We start from the raw sequence: 21212 nt of genomic DNA, 5'->3' as shown, positions 1-21212 counted from the left end.
CCCATGAAAACAAAAACGGTTAAAAACCGCTCGCGATGACATACTCTGCAATAAACCCGATGAGTGAATCCACAAACAGTACAGCACACAAAGTCATCACAAGAGCAAACCCAATAATGCTTTTTAGTGGCGTAGAAGCATTAATTGCATAAACACTACCATCTTTGGCAATAGGGTCTTTTAAGAACATAAACACTACCAACTTCATGTAATAATAAACCGCAATAGCGCTGTTAATCGCCATAATAACAGCCAACCCAATGTACCCCGCGTTCACGGCGGCACTCATCAAAAAGAGCTTACCCCAAAAGATAGAAAAAGGCGGAATACCAGCAAGGGAGAACATAAATACACCCATAATGGTAGCTGCCATCGGACTCACTTTGACCATCCCTGAAAACTTCGTAAAGGGGTGTTGGTACCTCGCATCCCACAGGTTTTGTTTATTGCGCGCAATCCAAAGCATAGAAAACGCCCCAAGGTTGGTAAACAAAAACATCATCCAGTACAAAAAGAAGCCCACATTCGCTTGCGTGGTGCCAATCAAAATGGCCGCAAGCACAAAACCTGCGTGGGAAATGGAGCTAAAGGCTAACATGCGTTTGACATCGGTTTGCACTAACGCCATTAAGTTTGCCAGAGTCATAGTGAGCACAACGGCCACAAAAAGCACATCTTCAAGCCACACCACTCCTGATTGGGCTAACATTTCAAACAAACGCATCGCCACGACAAAACCTGCAATCTTAGGCACAATAGACATATACCCTGCTAACGCCGCGCTTGAACCCTCGTACACATCGGGTGTCCACGTGTGAAAGGGAATAATGGAAAGTTTAAACCCAAGGGCCGCCAACATAAACACCGTGGCCCCAAGCACGCCTATCATGGGGTCAAAACCGCGCTCGTAGAGAACATTGACAATCACGCCAATCTCTACACTTCCTGTGAGCGCATAAAACAGCAGGGCGGAAAAAGCGTAAAACCCAGCCGCTAGTGCGCCCATGGTAAAGTATTTGATGGCTGCTTCAATAGCTTTGAGGCGGTTGTGCATGGCTATCATCGTATACAAAGCTAACGATGCTGTCTCAAGACCAATAAAAATCAAAATCAAATTGTCGCTTGAAACCATGAATAAAAATCCTGCCACCATAAACAAAAAGAGGGCAAAAAATTCAGGCATAGTAAACTCGTGAAAACGTTTAGAACTCAAGGCTAAAGGGACAAATAGCACCGAGGTTACCAAAATAATCAACCCTGAAATTACGGCAATGCCATCCATGAGCATCATGTCGAAAAAGCCACGCTCCGAACCGCTAAGTCCCAAGGTTGCTCCAATAGAAAGCAACATCACCAACACAGCAATCATGGTATAAAAACTGCGCGAGAGGTCGCGCTTAAACAAGTCGATACACAAAATCGCAAGGGCACCAATTACCAAGATTAAAGTTGGCATCACCGTTGCCATATTGAGCGTTGCGAGGTCAATGGAAATAGGCATTAGCGCACCTCCCCTACGGTATTTACATCTTTAAGCAGCAACTTGGTCTCTTGGCGTTCTGCTTTTTGTTCCATGAGTGAAATCATTTTCTTTACACTTGCATCCACTGGCCCTAAAATAGGCTTGGGGTAAACCCCTAAAAGCACCACTAGGGCCACTAGGGGCACCAAGGCAGTTAGTTCTCTACTGTTTAGATCAGAAAGCCCACGGTTAGCCTCGTTGGTGATTACTCCAAAGAAAGAGCGTTTGTATAGTGTTAGCATGTAAATGGCACCTAGAATGATGCCCGTACCTGCCAAAGCAGTTAGGACCATGCTCACCTTGAAAAAGCCCATTAAGGCTAAAAACTCACCGACAAACCCGATGGTAAGCGGCAAGCCCACCGAACCCATGAGCATGATGCCAAAGACGGTGGCAAAGCCAGGCATCACCGAAGCCAGGCCTCCAAACTCGCTCATTTTTTTCGTGTGGCGCCGTTCGTAAATCACGCCCACGAGCATAAACAGCGCGCCACTCACAATCCCATGGGAAATCATCAAGAAAATTGACCCTGTAATCCCCTCAGCATTTAGCGCAAAGGTGCCTAGCACGATAATCCCCATGTGAGAGATGGAGCTGTAGGCAATGACTTGCTTCATGTCTTCTTGCGCATACGCAATCATCGCCGCGTAAATGACCATCACAATGGCCACAATAGCAATGGGAATCATAAAGGTCACCGCCGCATCAGGAAACAACGGAAGGGAAAAACGCACAAAGCCATAGGTTCCCATCTTTAAAAGCACGGCGGCTAAAATCACCGAACCAATGGTCGGTGCTTGGCCGTGGGCATAGGGAAGCCACGTGTGGAAAGGCACCATGGGCACCTTGATAGCAAAGCCCAAGAAAAAGGCGCCAAAAAGCCACAGCTGGAAGTCATAAGGCACTTGGAGCAAATGCCAATCAGGAAGCGCAAAACTCCACACGCCCGTGGTTTGAAAATACAAATAGGCCATAAACAAGATACCCACAAGCATAAACACAGACCCAAAAAAGGTGTAGAGGAAAAATTTTACCGCAGCATAAATACGCTCTCCCGAGCCCCACGCCCCAATGATGTAAAGCATCGGCAAGAGAGACATTTCCCAAAAGACGTAAAATAAGATGACATCAAGGCTTAAAAACACACCCACCATGGTCATTTCCAAAAAGAGCACGGAAATCACGAGGTTTTTAACGTCTTCTTTAACGCTAAGCCCGATGAGTGCAATGAGGGTCATGAAGGCACTTAGGATGACCAAAAAGAGAGAAATGCCATCTACGCCAAGGTAATAACTCACCCCAAACTGGGCGATGAGCGGCGCGTATTCCACAAACTGAAAGCCCGCGTTGGTATTGTCAAACCCAACCCACAGCCACAGCGTTAAACACAATTCAATGGCGGCCACACTGATGGCGTACGCCTTGGCGCTTTCTTTATGCACCACGAACCCAAGCAACCCCGCAAAGGCTGGAAAAAAGATAATAAGTGAAAGTATATGATCCATCAAGCGGCTCCTTAAGGTCGATAGAAAACGGCTAAGACTAACAAGGTCACCAAGCCCACAACCATCCAACGTAGCATCGTTGAAAGATTGCCCGTTTGCATGCCATTAGCACCTTTTCCAAGGCGCACCAATCCGCTCGCAATCACATCCACCGTTTTGTCTACAAGCTTTTGATCCACGCTTTTCCACATAAAGGCAGAAAGGGTGGTAAAAGGCTTCATGATGCCCTCTTTATACAACTGCGGAATGTAGTATTGGTTAGAGAGCAATTTATAACAAAAGTGCTCTTCCATCCACACAGGAAACCCGCCTTTTTTGCCATACATGTAAACCGCAAACCCAATGCCACTAAGGGCTATGAGCAAGGTTCCACCAATGAGCAAATACGCCGTTGAATGGGGAATGTGCATGGAATATTCAGGTAACAACGTCGTCACAAAACGGTGAAAGCCTTTTTCAAAAAATCCTGCAATGACTGCCAACACACCAAGAGGGGCCATCGCCATGAGCACATAGGTGTAGGCTTCATGAGGGTGAACACCATTTTTTTCATGCTCTTTTTTGCCAAAAAAGACAAGCATTACCAAACGGAAGCTGTAAAATGCCGTAAGTCCCGCCCCGATAAATAACGCAAACCACAACACATACGCCCCTTCGTTAAAGGCGACTTCGAGGATTTTATCTTTCGAGAAAAAGCCCGCAAAGGGATAAATCCCTGCCAGAGCAATAGAAGCTAAAACCATCAAAATAGCCGTAACCTTCATGCTCTCATACAAGCCACCCATTTTTTTGATGTTGAGTTCATTGTTCATCGCGTGCATCACGTTACCTGCTCCCAAAAACAAAAGGGATTTAAAAAACGCATGGGTCATGAGGTGAAACAACGCAATCCAATACGCCCCAAGTCCTGCAGCCACAAACATGTAGCCTAGTTGCGACAAGGTTGAGTAAGCGATGATGCGTTTGAGGTCATTGTTCACCAGCGCCATCGTCGCGGCAAAGACTGCCACAAACGCTCCCAATGAAGCGATGAAAAACCCAACTTGTGGGATGATTTCATAAATCGGGTGGGCGCGGATGACCAAATACACCCCCGCGGTAACCATCGTCGCAGCATGAATGAGCGCAGAAACTGGCGTGGGGCCTTCCATGGCATCCGCTAGCCAGGTGTGCAGGGGAAATTGGGCCGATTTTCCCATTGCGCCGATAAATAGCAAGATGCCAATGAGTGCTACCACTGAAGGGGCTACAAATTCGATGCGTTCAAATACGGCATCATACTGCAAGCTTCCCACCTGCCAGTAGATGAGAAAAAGCCCCATCAGCATGCCAAGATCGGCAATGCGGTTCATAATAAAGGCTTCATTAGCCGCCCACGAAGCGGAATGCTTGTGGTACCAAAAGCCGATCAACAACCATGAACACAGACCTACTCCCTCCCAGCCGATGAACAAGCCCACAAAGTTGTCGCTCATGATTAAAATCATCATGGAAAATACAAAGAGTGAAAGGTAAGAAAAGTAGCGGTTAAATCCTTTGTCGTGGTCCATATAACCGATGGAGTACACATGCACCGCAGTGGAGACCACCGTAACGGTGACCATCATGATGACAGACACTTGGTCTACCACAAACCCAAAAGGCACGCTAAAGCTTCCCGCGCTTATCCAATCAAAAAGCGTTACATGTACACGGGTAGAAGCGTCCACGTGGGAGAGTAAGACCAACGAAGCTACCATGGAAACCGCTAAGAGCAACGAGGTGACAATGCCGGTTAAAAGCATCTTAGGACGTGCGCCGAAAAGTGCTGCAAACAAAGAACCCACCAGCGGAGCAAACAGTGCAGTGTAAAGTAGTTGTTCCATAGGCTATCCTTTCATAATCTGCAAGCTATCAAGGTCAATACTGCCCGTGCGCTTGTACCATAAGACCAACAGTCCCAATCCCACCGCTACTTCACTCGCGGCCACTGCAATGATAAAAAAGGCAAAGATTTGCCCTGTGATATCTCCGTAAAACTTTGACACGGCAGCAAAGCCAACATTGGCCGCATTTAAAAGAATTTCCGTGGAAAAGAAGAGCATCAAGAGGTTTTTGCGCCGCATAATCCCCACCAAACCAATGGCAAACATCGCGCCTGCCACCACAAGGTAGTGTGTTAGGGTAATCATAATGCCTCCTCTTTTGGGTCTTCGTCGTGGAGTGTGATGCTGTGATCTAGTCGCTTGCTCACCAAGATAATCCCCGAAATCATCGCCACAAGCAACATCACCGCCGCGAGTTCAAAAGGAACAAGGTATTTGGTAAAGAGTACCAAGCCAATGGTTTGGACGTTTCCAAGTTCTGCGCTCATAGGATAGGTGGCTTCAATGTTTGCGCCCATAATAGGAGCGGCCACAATCAGCACAATCAAAACAGCGCTAAACAACGAAAGAGTATAGAGAGTTTTTTTACATTCGGTCTTTTCGCGCACTTCTTGGGTGGTGTCAAAAAACATCATCCCAAAGGCGTACAAGGCCATTACCGCTCCTGAATAAACGATAATTTGCACTACGCCCAAAAACTCCGCATCTAGGAGAAAAAAGAATCCTGAGATAAAAATCATCCCACCCGCCAATGCACTCATGGAGTACAGCGCATTTTTGCTCAACACGGTGACGCTAAACATCCCCAGTGTTAGTGCCGAAAAAAAGTAAAAGGCTATTGCTTCATACATCGTAACCCCTAATATGCCAACGGCGTTTTTGTGACCCACTGGTCTGCTTCTTTTGAAAGCGCCCCAAAGCCATCGTATTCACGTTGTTTGTTTGCTCGAAATGTTTCTAACGGTGTTAGCATGTCTTCTTTGAGTGCAAAATGGGCCCGCTGTTCGCTGGCATTTTCATACTCTCCCCCATGCACAATAGCAAGCTCTGGACACACCTCAGCACAATACCCACAAAAGATACATCGCCCAAAGTTGATGGTGTACTCGCTTACTTTTTTGCGGCCGTCTTCGCCTAGTTTAGTGTCCATGCGAATGCAGTTAGCGATGCAGATTTTTTCACATAGCCCACAACCAATGCAACGCTCATTCCCACTTTCTACCAACACCAAGAGCTTATGAATCGCGCGATAACGCGGACTCATGGCAATTTTTTCAAGAGGATATTGGATGGTTGCACAACTGTCTTTTTTAATCATTTCTCGAAATACAATCCAAAGTCCCACAAAAAGCTCGCCCTTAAAAGTGCGGGCAACCACTTGCTTAAACTGCTCCCACGGTGTAACGGGGTGCACTTCTTCGTGGACGTACATGTAAGGGCTGTTTCGCGTGTCTAATGGTTTCATAATCCCTCCTAAAGTAGCACAATGCCCGTGATAAGGATGTTAAGAAGTGCTAAAGGCATGAGCACTTTCCAACACAACCACATGAGCTGATCGGGGCGAATATGGGGCCACGCGGCCCGCACCCACATAAAAAAGAAAATCAAAAAACAGACTTTTAAGATAATCGCCAAAGCACCAGGAATAAACCACATGGGGTTAAACCCACCGAGGAAAATCAACGAAACCAAAAAAGAGGCGGTGAACATGTTGGCGTATTCTCCAATGAAGAACATCCCCCAACGCATCCCCGAATACTCCGTGCCATATCCTGCGGTAATTTCTGTTTCGTGCTCCAAAAGGTCAAAAGGCGTACGGTTAGTCTCCGCAAAAATGGCGATGACAAAGAGGACAAAGGCCAAAGGTTGTTTCCAAATAATCCACTCCGCAACCCCGCCAATTTGGTAGTTGTTAATATCAATGAGCGACAACGACCCAATAATCATAATCGGTGCTAAAAGGGCAAACCCTGAAACCACTTCAAAAGAGAGCAGTTGCACCACCGCTCTTGCGGAAGCTAGCAATCCCCATTTATTAGAGCTACTCATCCCTGCTAGTAAGGGCGCGTACATGCTCACCGAAGCCACCCCCATGACAAACAACACACCCACGCCCACATCTGCCAAAATGGGGCGCACCGTATGCCCAAAGAGGGTAAACTCAGGAAATAATGGCACAGCAGCCAAGGCTGTCATCGCTGAAATTGCCGCAATAAGAGGTGCGATGAGAAAGATAGGCTTGACCACATTTTTAGGCACCACATCCTCTTTGGTAAAGAGTTTAATCATGTCTGCAACCAATTGCAACACACCATAAGGCCCCACCATCATTGGTCCCAAGCGGCGTTGCATAAAGGCCAAAATCTTTCGCTCCACGTACGTTGCAAACCCCGCCAACGCCGAAAACAGTGCAATAATCACAAGGGCTTTTACGAGGGTTTCAATCACATAGGCCATCTCGCTACTCATGGCTCACTCCTTCAAACGTTACCTGCGCAAAACGGTATCCTGTAAAAAACGGTGCCGTTTCAAGCTTGGTGTCAAAGGTGGGCAGATAAGGAATCATACCCTCCCATAAAGGGTCGGCTTTCATTGCCACTACTAACGTGTGTCCCTCTTTATTTGTTAGTTTTACCATTTGCCCGTCTTTCCACCCCTTGGCTTCTAAAAACGCCAAAGAGACATACAAGGCTCCTGCTTCGTTCAGTTGGTGGGCTTTGTTAGTAAAGGGACTAAACTGGTGCACAGGGTTCGCACGGTACACCAAACTCTCATCAAGCGCGCTTACATGTAAAGGGGAAAGCTCCTCTTTAGGCGTGCATTCGCTTACATGTAAACAATACCCCCGAAGCTGTGTGCCATCATTGGCAAAACAATTGGGCAGCGTGTCAAAAGGTCTTGCTTCGTACCCTTTATCTTGGGGCAATTGCTCGGTATAATCTACCGTTAACGCCGCTTGAATCCCAAGAGCACTGGCCACATCATTGAGGCAATACCCATGATAAGGAAGGGCAACATTAGTGGGCACAACGCGCTTGTCCATGTTGGTAAACGTGCCTTCTTGTTGGTTAAGGGCAGGCATGTCTAAGGTTCCTTTGCCTAGAGCACTGAGTACTATGTCGCCTTTTTCGTTATAGCCAAGCACTTTGCCTTCTTTGACTTCGTCTAGTTCACACAACAAAGCGACGCCTAACGTATTGGTTTGTGAAGGGATGAGCATCACCTCAAAAGGGGTATACCTCGCGATAAGCCCCAAGAGTTTGCTCAGTTCTTTGGCGCGCGGGTGGGCATAAAGGTCTTCCCCTGCAATCAGGCTAAAGCGTTCTTTTTTCTCTAAAAGCTTTTGGATACTCTCATCCAAATCTTCTACCCCCATGGTTTCCCATAAGGTGTTTTGTGTTACTTCTACGGTCTTTGTCACGGTCTTAGTAACACTCTTTTCAACCTCTTTACTCTCGCCCGTTGCCTCATCAACCACCGTTTCTGTGACAACTTCCTTGACAACCTCACTCACTTCTTTGGTGCCCTTGACTAAAAAGCCCTCCAGCATATTTGCTATGGAGGCAGGCATCTCTCTTCCAAAACGGCCAAGCAACCACATCAGTACGGCTTCTTCGCTTCCGACCTTATGGGTCACGCTTAACATATTTTTGGAATACCCTGAAACTACCACGTCAGGCACAGGGTGGAAATAAATGCCAGCGCCTTTATTCATCGTCAGGGCATTATTTAGCGCATAACCCGCGTTGGGCGCGTCGGTTTTAAGGGCCGTTCCCACAGAAACGATAAAATCACTCTGGGCGAGGGTTTCAAGGGTGGCACCATAAAGGCTTTTTCCGCTCGCACTTGCAAATCCTGCTAAAAAATCTTGGTACGCTTTGGCATCGGGATTCACGAGGCGAAGACCCAGTTTTTCTTTGAGTTTTTGTAAGATAAAGGCTTCTTCATTGGTGATAAAGCTATTAAACCGTACGGTTTTTAGTTCTCCACTTTGCAAGGCATGCACAACACTCTTAAAAGCCTCTTGGTCTTTTGTCACCACCGTGTTTTCAAAATCATACCCGTAACGCGCTGCGCCGCTTAAGGTGCCAAAATGAATATCATTCGTGACACGGTAAATGGTCTCTTGCGGGTGTTGGATGCTTTTGTGTCTCACTTCATAATACAACAGCGCACAATCGCTACTATGGGGGTTAGACGCAGGGATTCTTGTAAGCTCCCACGCATTTGCGCGGTACTGAAAGTCTGTTCCCACCAACGCTCCCACAGGACACACGGCCGTACATTCCCCACAAAACGTACACGAAAGGGTTTCACCTTGCGTGGGTCCGATGAGGGATTTTTGCAGTTTATTCCACATGGCAAAGGCATCTTTGGGGACTTTTTCTTTCCACTCTTTATCCAGTGGCTCACCGCCGCGCGGAACGGTCTTAAGGGCCGCTTCTCCGATTTTATCTTTACACACGGTGATGCACCGTTCACACACGATACACAAAGAAGGATCATAATGAATCTTTCCCCATGTTTTGGCAGGGCGGTGAGTATCTTGAATAGCAAAGGCTTGGTGGTCTACGCCCATTTCAAGGGTGTAGTTTTGAAGCTCACACTCCCCACTTTGGTCACACACGCCGCATTCAAGAGGATGATTAATGTCATACACTTGCATGATGGCCTTGCGCTCGGCCTCAATCTCTTCGGTTTTTGTTATAACATTCATGCCTTCTTTGGCTTTAGCATTGCACGCATACGCACGTTTGCCATCAACATCCACCAAGCATAAGCGACAGGCCAATGTGGGCGAACATCCGCTGATATAACACAGCGCAGGAATAAAAATGCGGTTGCGTCGTGCGACATTTAAAACAAACTCCCCTTCTGTTGCTTGACAAGGGATTTGGTCAATTGTAATTGTAATCATTGGCTATCCTACTTGCTTGATTGTAGAGTGCGCATAACGAAAATGTTCAGGAACATGGGCGTAGGGCAACAAGGCCACTGTGCCTTTCATAGTTTCATCCATGCAAAAAGTCCGCACCTGCACCCCCAAGGCATTGTGTATCTCAACCCTATCTCCATTTTTAACTTTCGCAGCAACTCCAAATTGGCGTGAACCCAAAAGCTGTGATGCCTCCTCGTTATTTAACGCAGGGCACGCATAAGTCACCGTCCCATCAAAACTCTCCAACACGTCTGGCGCCTGAGGTAGCTCAAGTGGAAGGGGTTGCGCTAGGGTAGCATTGTGTCCTGCCATAACATAAGAGATTCTCGCAACATGAGAAAGAAGCTTTAGCCACTGGGCAAGAGCAGGAGCATGAAAATGGTGTTCCAAATCTGCGCCCAACACACACACAACACGCTTTTCTTGTAGTGTTTGGGCCAACTCAAGTGCTTCTTCTTCGCCTAAATTACATTCAGCACTCAAATACCCCTCATCAAGTTCTTCAAAAAACCGCTCAAGAGAAGCATCTGAGCCTTGATAAAGCGCCTTAGTGAGAATGCCAAGCACTCCCTCTTCTGTCCCTGCCTCGTATTTGTAAAAACGTCCAAGCCGCGAGTCTTCCAAGGCTGAAAGTGCCACAAAAGGAAGTCCTGAGTCCATCACCCTATCAAGCAAAAAGGCATCGTCACGCCCGATAAGCGTGCCAAACAAAAGCACCTTATCTGCATGCTGAGGCACAAACGTTTCCAAAGGCACCCCAAGGTGATGCAGTGCTTCTGAGAGTTTCATTATCTTCATCCTAGCTCACTTTTTTCTTGACGACAATCGTCCAATCTACTTCGTTAAACTTCAACGAATTCATGAGTTCATGCCCCAAAGATTTCACCACGTCTGCACTTTTTTGCACGGGTGAAAAATCCCCCACTTCAAACATAAAAATGGCCACCTCTTCGGGCGCTATTTCGTCTAAAATCGCCTCCATGCGTGGGTAAAAATCGTCTTTTAAGTGTCGTAAATCATAGCGTTGCATTCCCTCTCCTATCGGTCGATTTCGCCCAAAATAATGTTCGAATTTCCAAGGATGGTTACCACATCCGCCAAATATAGCCCTACCATCCATTCTTGATAAAAGGCGCAATGGAAAAAACTGGGTGCGCGCACTTTGAGACGATACGGATAGGGATCGCCCTGAGAATTGATGTAAAAACCAAGTTCCCCTTTAGGGGATTCTGTTGCCACATACACTTCGCCTTTAGGGGGGCGCATTCCTTGTGTCACCAACACAAAGTGTTGCATAAGGGCGTAATTTTGGGTCATGATTTGCTCTTTAGGAGCGCTAAGGTACCGAGGGGCGTGGGCCATAATGCCTGGCTCGCTCTCTTGGTAGAGGCGGATGAGTTGCTTCAGCATTCGTGTGCTTTGGCGCATCTCTTCCATGTAGACCAAATAGCGGGCATAACTGTCGCCCTCTTTGGCCACAGGCACGTCAAAATCTAGCTCTTCGTACAGCGCATAAGGTTCTTCTTTTCGAATATCCCACTCTACGCCAGACCCCCGCAAAATCACCCCTGTACAACCCCAACTTTTAGCTTGTTCAGGTGTCACCACACCTACACCTTCAAGGCGCATTTTCCAGATGCGATTTTTAGTCAAAAGCCCCTCGTAATCGTCAATATCGCTAGGAAATTTTTCACAAAACGCGGCTAATTTTGCTGTCCACCCCTCAGGCAAATCCAGCGGAACGCCTCCGATGCGAACAGCCGAATGCGTAAGGCGCGCGCCACAGTAATCTTCAATGAGGTCCAAGATGTACTCACGCTCCCGAAAGGCATACAAAAAGATAGTCATCGCCCCTACGTCTAGGGCGTGAGTTGCCAACCATAGCAAGTGAGAGGTAAGGCGATTGAGCTCTAAAAGCATCGTACGAATCACCTCTGCGCGCCTTGGAGCTTGGATGTCTAAAAGTTTTTCTACTGCCAAAGCAAAGCCGTAGTTAGTGGAAGAAGCCGCCACATAATCCATGCGGTCTGTGGTGGGCAAAAACTCATTATAAATCATGTTTTCAGCCATTTTCTCCATGCCTCGGTGCATGTAGCCCACACAAGGAACGGCTTTGGTAATCATTTCGCCATCCAACTCCAAAATAAGGCGCAATTGGCCGTGGGCAGAAGGGTGCTGAGGCCCCATGTTGATAACCATGCGGTTGTCTTCGCGCTCAAAGGCGATGTTTTCAAAAAAGGGTCGCAGTCTATTGGGGGATTGATTTTCCATATTTAGGGCCTCTCTTTCAAGGTCTTTGCTTTCTCTTTAGTGATTTTACTCACCACAGCGATGCCGCCTTTTTCTTGGTACTCTTGGGCAGTAGGCGTCGCACTGTAAGGTGCGCCTGCTTCAACCTCATGACCAATGCGAGAAAAATCAACCGTATTGCGCGCATCTACACGCGCGGGGTCACGGTTTTCTGGACCAACCACTTCGCGGTACTCTTTGCCAAAAATGGTGTCGATTTCGTACCATTGCGCCGCTTCATCCCCCTGGAGAGGGTAGGTTTTAAGAAGCGGATGCCCTTGCCAATCATCGGGCATCAACAGCCGTTTCATGTAAGGATGGTTTTCAAGTAAAATCCCGAACATGTCGTACATTTCCCGCTCTGACCAGTTGGCACTTTTGTACACCTCGGTTACGCTATGCAAGGTTTCTCCCTGGGGCACAAAACACTTCACTCTGGCACGCTCATGTTTTTCCATGGATAGCAGCTGATAAAACACTTCAAAACCGCCCTTTTGGGCGATAAAATCTACTGCACTCATTTCACTAAGGTTTTCATACCCTGCTGTTTTAAAAGCTTTCAGCGCACTCACGTTTGCCTTGGGTGTTACCCATACCACCAACTGACCTGCTTCCACATAAGCCTCTAACACATCCACCAAGCCCTTTACATGTAAAAGAGTAGCGTTAAAGGGAGAATCTTCCGTTACTTCAAAGCGTGGAAGGGAAGGTTGCACGTTAAAACGGTCGGTGTAGTAGGCTTGTTTTTGCACATTGTGTTTGTCTTGATAGCGTCGCATTAGACCAACCTTTTAAGGGCTTGTTTGCGGTTAGCCCCTTGCCGTCGAATCTTTTTTTGCAACAACATTAAGGCGTACTGCAAGGTTTCAGGGCGCGGGGCGCATCCGGGAAGGTAAATATCCACAGGAATGATGCGGTCTACTCCTTGAACCGTAGAGTAGGTGTTAAACATGCCGCCCGTGTTGGCACAGCTTCCCATACTGATGACCCACTTGGGCTCTGCCATTTGGTCGTACAAACGTCTTGTAAATTCGGCGTGTTTTTTCGTGAGTGTCCCTGCGATAATCATCACGTCCGAGTGTCTAGGACTGGCACGAAAGATAGTACCAAAACGGTCAAAGTCATAGCGACTGCCCCCTGCGGCCATCATTTCAATGGCACAACACGCCAAGCCGTAGCTCAGTGCCCACACGGAGTTACTACGCCCCCATTGGACCAATTTATCTACCGAAGTGAGGGCAATGGGAAGCCCGCCACTGTTTAAATACTCTACTTGATGCTGTGCCATTCAAGCGCTCCTTTTTTCCATTCATACAAAAAGCCGATGGTAAGTAATCCCAAAAAGAAAATCATGGCCACAAAACCAAACCATCCAAGAACTTTAAAGTTCACTGCCCACGGAAACATAAAAATAATCTCAATATCAAACAAGATAAACAACAAGGCGAAGGTGTAAAACTGAGCGGAGATGCGGTTGGGTTGCTTGGTGGGCTCAGGACCACACTCGTAAATGGATAATTTTAATTTTTCTGTGTCTTTTCTGGCAAATTTATTGCCCACTGTGCGGGCCAAAAACACAATGCCACAAAAGATAACCGTAGCAAAAACCAACATCACAAACGCCCCAAAATAGGGGTGTGCAAAGTCCATGTGCGTCATAAACATCCTTTAAATAAGGTACAAGGTAATCAATATACAAAAAAGATGGTTTAGAAAACCTTTGAAAAGTCCTCTTTTTTTCCCGTTCTTTTAGATAGTCCTTACATGTAACACTTTTGGCATTATCTTATTGGGCAAATCCCATGGTTTTCCCCTCGCCAAAAGCACCGCTTGTTTCTCTCGTAATCGCTTGAATAAAATCCTCCATGGTAAAAATTGGCTCTTCTTTCACGGCAACTTTGAGCGCTGTATTTTTAAGCACCACCACAATTTGCCCGCCGCTCAAAGGGTAGTGTGCCAGTGTCTCGATGCTAAAATCCGCCTCATACACCGCGCTTTCTGGAAGCACCCTGCGCCACAAATCCAGACGTTGTTTGAAGTCGGGTTTTTCAAAGGCGATTTTATAATCAAACCGTCGTGAAAAAGCCACGTCCAAGCTCTCTAAAAAGTTGGTTGTCGCGATCAAAATGCCTTCAAAACGCTCAATTTGCTCGAGGAAAATATTTTGCATTTGGTTGTGCATCTTGTCCGCACCCGAACCCCCATCGGCACTTCTCGCACTCAAAAACTGGTCCGCTTCGTTCAGCAGCAATACCGGCTCGCTTTTGGTTTTGATGCACATCTCTTTGTATGTGTCAAAAATCTTGCGCACGTTTTGCTCGCTCTCGCCCACGTATTTGGAGAGAATCTTGGAACAATCAAAACTAAGCACCCGCTTTTTCAAGGACTTAGCCAAGGAAACCGCCGTCATGGTTTTGCCTGTTCCTGGAGGGCCATACAACAACACTTTCGCGTCAATCCCACGCCTGTTTTTCTTGATACCCCACTCTTTTAAGCGCGCCACGACCGTGCGGTCTACTTGTTTTAAAAGGGTATTCATCAGTTCCCTAGTTTTAGGGTGCATGACCACATCATCAAGGGAGGTTTTGGGGTCGATAAGCTCGAAGATTTCTTGTTGTTCTACCAACATGTCGAGTTTGATTTTCTTGTTTTTTTTCTCTTTATCGGGGTGCATGATTTTTTGTAAAATCTCTTCTTGAATGTAAAAACTGCGCGCCACACCCCCAAACGCCGTGAGCATTTCATCGTAATCAATCAACCCGCTCTCCACAAGTTTGGAACCATCTTCCAAAAGAGCGCGGTTTTTAATTTTTTCATAATCGTCATAGCTCACCAAAGAAATCAGTGTATTCATCTCACGCAAGCTTTCAAACTCCCCTGCGTATTCTTCTTTTAAAAGGGCTAAAAAGATGATTTGTTCTTTCTCTTCTAGGGCGTGTTCTTCAAACAATCCTTCAATGATAATATCGTTTTTGGTGGCCTTGATGCGTTCGGCTATTTTGGCTTCTAGCATCACAAGAGTGGTTTGAAGGCGGTTAAATCCGTGGGAAAATTCTGGGCCATTTTGACGTGTTGCGCCCAGTTTTTGGTACAGTTCGATGCGAAAAAATTGGTCTTTGAGGTACTCAAGGTGATCGGCATACGGGGTTGTTTCAGGCAAAATCATCTCCAGCGTCCCCTCTTCCAAGAGTTTTAAAAAAGTAGTGCTTAGGCACACAGCGCTGTTAAAAAGCTCTAAACTCGACACTTCACCCATCTTTAGGCCCGTAAAGCTGCTTTGAATCACCCAGCCTGCATCCATCAAGCTCTTCATTACAGGCAAATGGTCCAAATGGGCATACGCCTTGGTACCAAAAAGTTCCATCAGCACATCACACACTTGAAGGTCCAGTGTGCCGCCCACATACTGGGACGTCATGTAGCGCAATGTTAGCGCTTCGGCTTTGGAGCATTTGAGGTGTGAAAAAACCTGCGTGGCTTCAATGTTTTCATTTTCTAAAAAATCAATTAAAAACTTCATGTACTTCCTTGCAGACGCGGAATCATAGCAAATACACATGATACTAAAATGATGCTTGTGTTTGGATATAGGAAAATACTATGTAAAAAGAGGAGTAAAGACCCCCTCTTGGGAGTCTTTACATGTAAGGCTTAGTTGCGTGTTTTGCGCTTGGATGCCAAGATAGTGTTAAGCAGTGAAAATAAGGTTTTGGAATCTTTTTCTGCTGCGTCAAACAAAGCTTTGATGGTGTTGGCTTCTTCAATAGTGGTGTTGTTTTTGATAATCTCTAACACCCGTCCAATGTTCTCATGCACCCCTTCGTGAGGCTTTTGGATAGTGGCATACACTTCATTTTCACCAAAGGTTGCTCTTCCTTCGTTTTGGTACCATTTGCCAAAACGACAGGTGCTGCTGGTGCTCATGACTTTTTCTTTGTCGTCTTTAAAGACCGCCAAATAGCCGTTTGTTTTGTAAATCACGTGGTCGATTTTAGCCAAAGAGACAAACAATTCATGGGTAATGGCTTCGTTTTCTTCTTTGGTTTGTCGGGACGTCTCAATCAACTGGTTAAGAGTCTGTGTAAAGGTTTCAAGGCGCGTGGAAGAGGCGGTGGTGTAGTGCTCGACCCGCTCGTTGTTTTCCAGCATGGCGTTGGAATTTTGGCGCAAGACATTGATGTTCATCTCCACTTCTTGGGTCGCTTTTTGGGTGCGTTCGGCCAGTTTTCGCACCTCATCAGCCACCACAGCAAACCCGCGCCCGTGCTCACCTGCGCGCGCCGCTTCAATGGCGGCATTAAGAGCCAAAAGGTTAGTTTGGTCAGAAATATCTTTAATGAGCGCCATGACACTGCTAATCTCATCCACGTTTTGGTTGAGTTGTTCGGAGCTTGTGCGCGCGCCGTGTACCATCTGCACAATGTCATTGATGTTTGAAACAATCGCCCCTGTGCTCTCTTGAACACTGTGGATGATTTGTTCGGCATTTTCATTGACCACATTAATGCTTTTTATGGTTTCAATGTTGCTATTGAGGTTTTGCTGTACATCTTCACTATCATAAATCACCCCGCCCACAAGACGGTTTGCCAAAGAGGTAAAGAGCATTGATTTTTGAAAACTGCTTTGGGCTTGTGTGGTGGCTTCTTTGGCGCGCTTAGCTTCTTCTTTAGCTTCCTTGGCAATGATTTCGACCTTGTCTAAAAAATGATCAAAACTGTCTGCTGCTTCACCAATTTCATCATTGCTTTGAAAGTTCAATCGGCGTGTCAAGTCCGCACTGCCTTTAGAGATTTCTTTAGCAATGCTATCAAGGTTTTTAATGGGCTTAATCACTGTCGTATGAATTGTCCAGAGCATAAACAATACTACAAGAACCAACAACACCACAATGAAAGCGAGTTGGTAATTCAAAATCGTTGCCGTGCTTGTAATTTCTGCTTGAACTTGAGGTGTAGACTTAGCTAGCAATCCATACCCTACCGTGTTTCCTCCCACGTCAACAATGGGCAAGGCTACACTAAAATACTGTTCATCCACCACGTAAGGGTTTGTAATGGCTTCTTGCAAACTAAAAGCATCGCTAAAAACATAAGCGGCGAAAGCTTCATCGATGCGCTGGGTGCTTGAAAGCGGATGGCTGTCTTTGGCTCTTTTAGCATTGGCAAACAAACCTGCATGGGACTTGTCCAAAAAATACAAAAACTCTATTCCTGCATTTTTTAAAGGGGCTGCAAAGTTATTAATCCCTCCATCAAAATCCAACAACCCCAAAAAGCGATCGCCGTCCATGAGTGGAAAAACGCTCTTAAACCGCAATCCATTGGCGGCTTCTTCAAAGGCCACCACAGGCTTTTTGGTTTTTACGACCTCTTGGTAAACCTTAGAGTTTGCGTAGCTTTGGCCAACACTCTCTGGGTTCCATGATTTAAAATAAGAGTGCAGGTCAGGGGTTAAAAGGTGGACATTCACCGCACGAAAAGGTGTATTGTCGCGGTAAAGTTGGCCAATGTTTGCGACGATGTCACCAAGCGCATCGCGGTCTTGACGTCCAAATGCAGTGAGAATATCGTGGTTTTTAGCCAACTGCATAGCGTTGGTAAGCCAAACATCATCTTTTGCTTTTATTTGTTCCTGCAAAAGAATTACCAAAGATTGCCTCTCTTTTGCGTAAACATCTTCTTTCATTTGGTTGACGAAATATTGACCTGAAATAACCGAAGCAACAAACCCAAAAGCACCGGCAAGCAAGAACGGGATGAAGATTTTTGAGGCTAAAGAACGCGTTTTTGCCATAGTAGACTCCTTGACACAGTTTTATTGCACACCATTCTAAGTAAAAGGAACTTAAAGACGAATGTTTTTTAGCAAAATCACGAAAAAAAGAACATTTGTGCTATTTTTACCTATACCAAAACCTGACGCGCCATCACTTCTGCTTGAAATGCCACCTTATTCATCGGCTTTCCAAACAAATATCCTTGGAACTGTTTACATCCGCTTTGCGCCAAATATTCACGCTGCTGAGGTGTTTCTACCTGTTCTGCCACAATATTCATCTTGGCATTATGAGACAACGCCAACACGGTTTGCAAAATCAAAGCCATCTCTTCTGAGGTATCCTCTGTTAACAATCGCCCCACTTTCACCTCATCAAAAGGAAGGGTGCGAAGGTGACGAAAAAAAGCAACACTATCGCCATAGCCATCAAGAGAAAAACGCACACCCATAGCAAACAACTGCTGCATATTTTTTTCCATGGCTAACCCATGTTTTAAAAATACCGCCTCTTTAACATCCAAGCGCACCCGAGAAAGTCCCTCATCAAATGCCCCAAACGCTTGACAAACCTGGGGCACAAGGTAATCACTGCAGATTTGCTTTTCACCCACATTGATGCTTACATGTAAAGGCTCTAAAGGGGTGTTTTTCCACCCTTGCATCTCTTTGGCTACTTCTTCAAAAACCCAAGCCCCAATAGGCTCAATCAACCCCGTCTCTTCTGCAATCATCAAAAACTTCCTAGGCTCAAGCAACCCAAGATGGGAGTGACGCCACCGCAAAAATACTTCTGCTCCTACAATGGTATCATGGCTGTCTACTTTGGGTTGATAAAGTAACTCGAAACCTGTTTTTTCTTGGGCCGCTTGGCGCAAATCATTCTCCAAAGCCACACGTTCTCTGGTTATTTGATGCAAGGCGTTGTCGTACACATACGTCTGGTCTCGTCCGGCATCTTTGGCTTCGTACAAGGCAATGTCTGCGCGCTTTAGCACTTCATCCTTCCCTTCATCTAAAAACAACGTTGCCCCAATGCTAACTGTTGCTTTATACTCTTTTTCTTTGAGCAGATAAGGGGCGTTTAACACCGTGTGCAAATTTTTTGTCACGGTCTTTACATGTAAGGTTGCTTGGGCTAAATTAGCGTCTAGTCCTTCTAAAATCACTACAAACTCATCCCCGCCAAACCGTGCCACCGTGTCACTTTCTCGCAAGGCGGCTTGAATGCGTTGGCCAACTTGTTGCAAAAAATCATCCCCACAATCGTGTCCTCGTGTATCGTTTAGGAGCTTAAATTTATCCAAATCCAAAAACAACACCGCGGCGTATTTGCCATGGCGCTTGGCAAAAGATTGGGCGCTTTTGAGCCTATCTTCTAACAAACGGCGATTAGGAAGCCCCGTGAGTGCATCGTAAAAGGCCAGAGAGTGAATCTTCTCTTCGTGCTCTTTACGCGCAGTGATGTCTTGCTTGATGGCAATAAAATGCTCCACCTCGCCCAAAGTGCTTACTAACGGGGTGATACTAAGCTCTTCGTGGTACAACTTTCCATCTTTTTTACAATTTATCAACTCTCCATGCCACGCGTTTCCTGATAAAATCGTACTCCACATCGCTTCGTAAAAGGCTTCTGTTTGTTTTCCTGATTTGAGCAAGTCTTTGGGTTTTCGCCCCAACGCCTCGCCTGCGCTAAAACCTGTCATCCGCTCAAAGGCGGGGTTTGCCCACTGAATTACAGCTTCTTTATTGGTAATCACCACCGCATTGGCGCTCGCTTCAAGGGCATGGGTCAAAAGGCGCATGTGCTGTTCGTTTGCCCTGCGCGCCGTGATGTCATAAAAGGTGACCACCATCAAAACTTCTTGGTTTTCTTGCTTTAGGGGTTTGGCTTGAATTTCCACGGCAAGCTTTTTCCCTTCTTTACATGTAAAGGTTTCTTGGTCGCTCGAAAACACTTCTTCTTTAAGCAGGGCAAGGTAGATGGGGCACTCGTCCAAAGCGTTAACCCCCGCAGAAGACGATACATGAAAAAGGCGATGGGCTTCTTTACCCAATATTTCTTCTTTGGCGTAGCCCAACAAAACACACGTTGCGGCATTAACATCCACAATCTGCCCTTTTTTATTGATGACAAACACTCCCTCAGTGAGGGTGTCGTAGAGGGTTTGGATTTTTTTGTGTTCTGCTCGTGAGCGTCTGGCGTACCGTTGCATCCCAAGCAGCAGTACAAAAATCACCCCGCCCCACGCGCTACTTAATCCTAAAACAAGTACAAAATCTTTCCATAACTGCGTCGGTGTTTCATCGTGCTGGTAGGAGAGAAAAAATCCTTCAACACCCCGCTCTCCTTTTCCTAAAGGCAAAAGAGTTACCCCATAAAAGGCCTTTTTTACCCGCACATACGCACTAAAAGGTTCTCCTTTTTTAAGCCCCTCCAAAAACACCTTTTTTTGCGAAAGGGCCGCCCCAATAGCTTTGAGTTTTGCCAATCCTTCTGGGCGAGGTGCGTCTGTGTCTTGAAATACTTCCATCGCAAACTGCTCATCCAGCAAAATCGGATTACGCAAGTGTTCTTTTGTTTGGCTTAGCGTTTTTTTCGCCAAGTGATTATTGACCACAAAAGCATACCCGCGCCACGGGTCTAACTGGTACAAAGTCCCCAAAACAGACGCCGTAGGCACGCCTATTTCAACGCTCCCTAAAAACAGCCCTTCATCAAAAAGCGGGTAAATAAACCGATGTCCAAAAAGGGTTTTGCCCGCTTCAAATCCTTGGATTGCCTCTCGTGTCTCATGGGCGCGGCGTACCAAAGGGCGCACTTCAAACAAAAAATCTCCATGCCATTGGGGTGCATGAAGACGCAACAAAGTCTCTCCATTGGGTAAATGAAAATGCACATGAGTGAGGTTGTTTTTTTGGAGATTGGTGTACATGTTTTTTAACATAACCTGCAACTCTTGGCGCACTTGCTCGCGAGTTTGTTTGGCTGTTTCTTCCACGGCGCGTCTTAAGGTTTTTAACACAACAGGGTGTTGAATTTCCAAATTGACCGCTTGTTCTGCCATCAAAGCATACAACTGGACGCTACTACGGTACGCCAACTCAAAGGTGCTTTGGTTTTTTTCTAATTGGATTTTTTCTTGTATGGCGCGGTTGTGATTGAGCCAACCAAGAGCTACAACCCCAGCAAGCAACACAATCGCCACGTGAATCTTCCAAGAGTACAACTTGTTTTTAAACCAATTCAATCTCTATTTCCTTAATAATGTGCGCGATGAATCAACATCAGAAAAAGAAGTATCTCTACATGT

17 protein-coding genes are annotated in these 21212 nt (G+C 46.2%); all 17 read right to left on the bottom strand.

Annotation, left to right across the window (positions count from 1 at the left end; all coding sequences use genetic code 11):
* Positions 1-19 precede the first annotated feature (19 nt).
* On the bottom strand, positions 20-1501 hold the full coding sequence (gene nuoN / locus JWV37_RS04115) for an NADH-quinone oxidoreductase subunit NuoN (RefSeq protein WP_205458507.1): 1482 nt from the start codon (positions 1499-1501) through the stop codon (positions 20-22).
* Positions 1501-3027: an NADH-quinone oxidoreductase subunit M gene (locus tag JWV37_RS04110; protein WP_205458506.1), complete on the bottom strand. Its 1527-nt coding sequence runs from the start codon at positions 3025-3027 to the stop codon at positions 1501-1503. Before JWV37_RS04110 ends, nuoN begins: the two co-directional genes overlap by 1 nt.
* 11 nt (positions 3028-3038) lie before the next feature.
* On the bottom strand, positions 3039-4892 hold the full coding sequence (gene nuoL, locus JWV37_RS04105; protein ID WP_205458505.1) for an NADH-quinone oxidoreductase subunit L: 1854 nt from the start codon (positions 4890-4892) through the stop codon (positions 3039-3041).
* A gap of 3 nt (positions 4893-4895) precedes the next feature.
* Positions 4896-5198, bottom strand: a complete 303-nt coding sequence (gene nuoK, locus JWV37_RS04100) for an NADH-quinone oxidoreductase subunit NuoK (protein ID WP_205458504.1) — start codon at positions 5196-5198, stop codon at positions 4896-4898.
* Positions 5195-5743, bottom strand: coding sequence for an NADH-quinone oxidoreductase subunit J (locus JWV37_RS04095; protein ID WP_205458503.1), 549 nt, complete (start codon positions 5741-5743; stop codon positions 5195-5197). The genes nuoK and JWV37_RS04095 overlap by 4 nt, the downstream gene beginning before the upstream one ends.
* 8 nt (positions 5744-5751) lie before the next feature.
* The gene (nuoI, locus tag JWV37_RS04090; protein WP_205458502.1) at positions 5752-6357 is read right to left on the bottom strand and encodes an NADH-quinone oxidoreductase subunit NuoI; all 606 of its coding nucleotides are present in this window, start codon (positions 6355-6357) and stop codon (positions 5752-5754) included.
* An 8-nt stretch (positions 6358-6365) separates the two neighbouring features.
* On the bottom strand, positions 6366-7361 hold the full coding sequence (gene nuoH / locus JWV37_RS04085) for an NADH-quinone oxidoreductase subunit NuoH (RefSeq protein WP_240332014.1): 996 nt from the start codon (positions 7359-7361) through the stop codon (positions 6366-6368).
* On the bottom strand, positions 7354-9807 hold the full coding sequence (locus tag JWV37_RS04080) for an NADH-quinone oxidoreductase subunit G (RefSeq protein WP_205458574.1): 2454 nt from the start codon (positions 9805-9807) through the stop codon (positions 7354-7356). Before JWV37_RS04080 ends, nuoH begins: the two co-directional genes overlap by 8 nt.
* Before the next feature lie 6 nt (positions 9808-9813).
* Positions 9814-10620 carry a hypothetical protein gene (locus JWV37_RS04075; RefSeq protein WP_205458501.1) on the bottom strand — a complete coding sequence of 269 codons (807 nt, stop codon included), beginning with the start codon at positions 10618-10620 and terminating at the stop codon, positions 9814-9816.
* Between the two features lie 10 nt (positions 10621-10630).
* The gene (locus JWV37_RS04070; RefSeq protein ID WP_205458500.1) at positions 10631-10861 is read right to left on the bottom strand and encodes an NADH-ubiquinone oxidoreductase subunit E family protein; all 231 of its coding nucleotides are present in this window, start codon (positions 10859-10861) and stop codon (positions 10631-10633) included.
* An 8-nt stretch (positions 10862-10869) separates the two neighbouring features.
* On the bottom strand, positions 10870-12102 hold the full coding sequence (nuoD, locus tag JWV37_RS04065; RefSeq protein WP_205458499.1) for an NADH dehydrogenase (quinone) subunit D: 1233 nt from the start codon (positions 12100-12102) through the stop codon (positions 10870-10872).
* Positions 12103-12104: 2 nt separating this feature from the next.
* Positions 12105-12899: an NADH-quinone oxidoreductase subunit C gene (locus tag JWV37_RS04060; RefSeq protein ID WP_205458498.1), complete on the bottom strand. Its 795-nt coding sequence runs from the start codon at positions 12897-12899 to the stop codon at positions 12105-12107.
* Positions 12899-13408, bottom strand: coding sequence for a NuoB/complex I 20 kDa subunit family protein (locus JWV37_RS04055; RefSeq protein WP_205458497.1), 510 nt, complete (start codon positions 13406-13408; stop codon positions 12899-12901). Before JWV37_RS04055 ends, JWV37_RS04060 begins: the two co-directional genes overlap by 1 nt.
* Positions 13390-13779, bottom strand: a complete 390-nt coding sequence (locus JWV37_RS04050) for an NAD(P)H-quinone oxidoreductase subunit 3 (protein ID WP_205458496.1) — start codon at positions 13777-13779, stop codon at positions 13390-13392. The genes JWV37_RS04055 and JWV37_RS04050 overlap by 19 nt, the downstream gene beginning before the upstream one ends.
* Before the next feature lie 127 nt (positions 13780-13906).
* Positions 13907-15640, bottom strand: coding sequence for an ATP-binding protein (locus tag JWV37_RS04045; protein WP_205458495.1), 1734 nt, complete (start codon positions 15638-15640; stop codon positions 13907-13909).
* A gap of 131 nt (positions 15641-15771) precedes the next feature.
* On the bottom strand, positions 15772-17916 hold the full coding sequence (locus JWV37_RS04040) for a methyl-accepting chemotaxis protein (RefSeq protein WP_205458494.1): 2145 nt from the start codon (positions 17914-17916) through the stop codon (positions 15772-15774).
* 110 nt (positions 17917-18026) lie between these two features.
* Positions 18027-21149 (bottom strand): EAL domain-containing protein, encoded by a 3123-nt coding sequence (locus JWV37_RS04035; protein ID WP_205458493.1) that lies wholly within the window; start codon positions 21147-21149, stop codon positions 18027-18029.
* Between the last annotated feature and the right edge of the window lie 63 nt (positions 21150-21212).

Source organism: Sulfurospirillum tamanense, from assembly GCF_016937535.1.
Classification (GTDB): domain Bacteria; phylum Campylobacterota; class Campylobacteria; order Campylobacterales; family Campylobacteraceae; genus Sulfurospirillum_B; species Sulfurospirillum_B tamanense.
Note: the sequence above shows the minus strand (reverse complement) of the source record. Positions and strands in the feature narration are given on the sequence as shown.

Bases quoted from the DNA above. Each gene is read 5' to 3' on its own strand.
- nuoN (WP_205458507.1), bottom strand. From the start codon at position 1,501: ATGCCTATTTCCATTGACCTCGCAACGCTCAATATGGCAACGGTGATG.
- JWV37_RS04110 (WP_205458506.1), bottom strand. From the start codon at position 3,027: ATGGATCATATACTTTCACTTATTATCTTTTTTCCAGCCTTTGCGGGG.
- nuoL (WP_205458505.1), bottom strand. From the start codon at position 4,892: ATGGAACAACTACTTTACACTGCACTGTTTGCTCCGCTGGTGGGTTCT.
- nuoK (WP_205458504.1), bottom strand. From the start codon at position 5,198: ATGATTACCCTAACACACTACCTTGTGGTGGCAGGCGCGATGTTTGCC.
- JWV37_RS04095 (WP_205458503.1), bottom strand. From the start codon at position 5,743: ATGTATGAAGCAATAGCCTTTTACTTTTTTTCGGCACTAACACTGGGG.
- nuoI (WP_205458502.1), bottom strand. From the start codon at position 6,357: ATGAAACCATTAGACACGCGAAACAGCCCTTACATGTACGTCCACGAA.
- nuoH (WP_240332014.1), bottom strand. From the start codon at position 7,361: ATGAGTAGCGAGATGGCCTATGTGATTGAAACCCTCGTAAAAGCCCTT.
- JWV37_RS04075 (WP_205458501.1), bottom strand. From the start codon at position 10,620: ATGAAACTCTCAGAAGCACTGCATCACCTTGGGGTGCCTTTGGAAACG.
- JWV37_RS04070 (WP_205458500.1), bottom strand. From the start codon at position 10,861: ATGCAACGCTATGATTTACGACACTTAAAAGACGATTTTTACCCACGC.
- nuoD (WP_205458499.1), bottom strand. From the start codon at position 12,102: ATGGAAAATCAATCCCCCAATAGACTGCGACCCTTTTTTGAAAACATC.
- JWV37_RS04060 (WP_205458498.1), bottom strand. From the start codon at position 12,899: ATGCGACGCTATCAAGACAAACACAATGTGCAAAAACAAGCCTACTAC.
- JWV37_RS04055 (WP_205458497.1), bottom strand. From the start codon at position 13,408: ATGGCACAGCATCAAGTAGAGTATTTAAACAGTGGCGGGCTTCCCATT.
- JWV37_RS04050 (WP_205458496.1), bottom strand. From the start codon at position 13,779: ATGACGCACATGGACTTTGCACACCCCTATTTTGGGGCGTTTGTGATG.
- JWV37_RS04045 (WP_205458495.1), bottom strand. From the start codon at position 15,640: ATGAAGTTTTTAATTGATTTTTTAGAAAATGAAAACATTGAAGCCACG.
- JWV37_RS04040 (WP_205458494.1), bottom strand. From the start codon at position 17,916: ATGGCAAAAACGCGTTCTTTAGCCTCAAAAATCTTCATCCCGTTCTTG.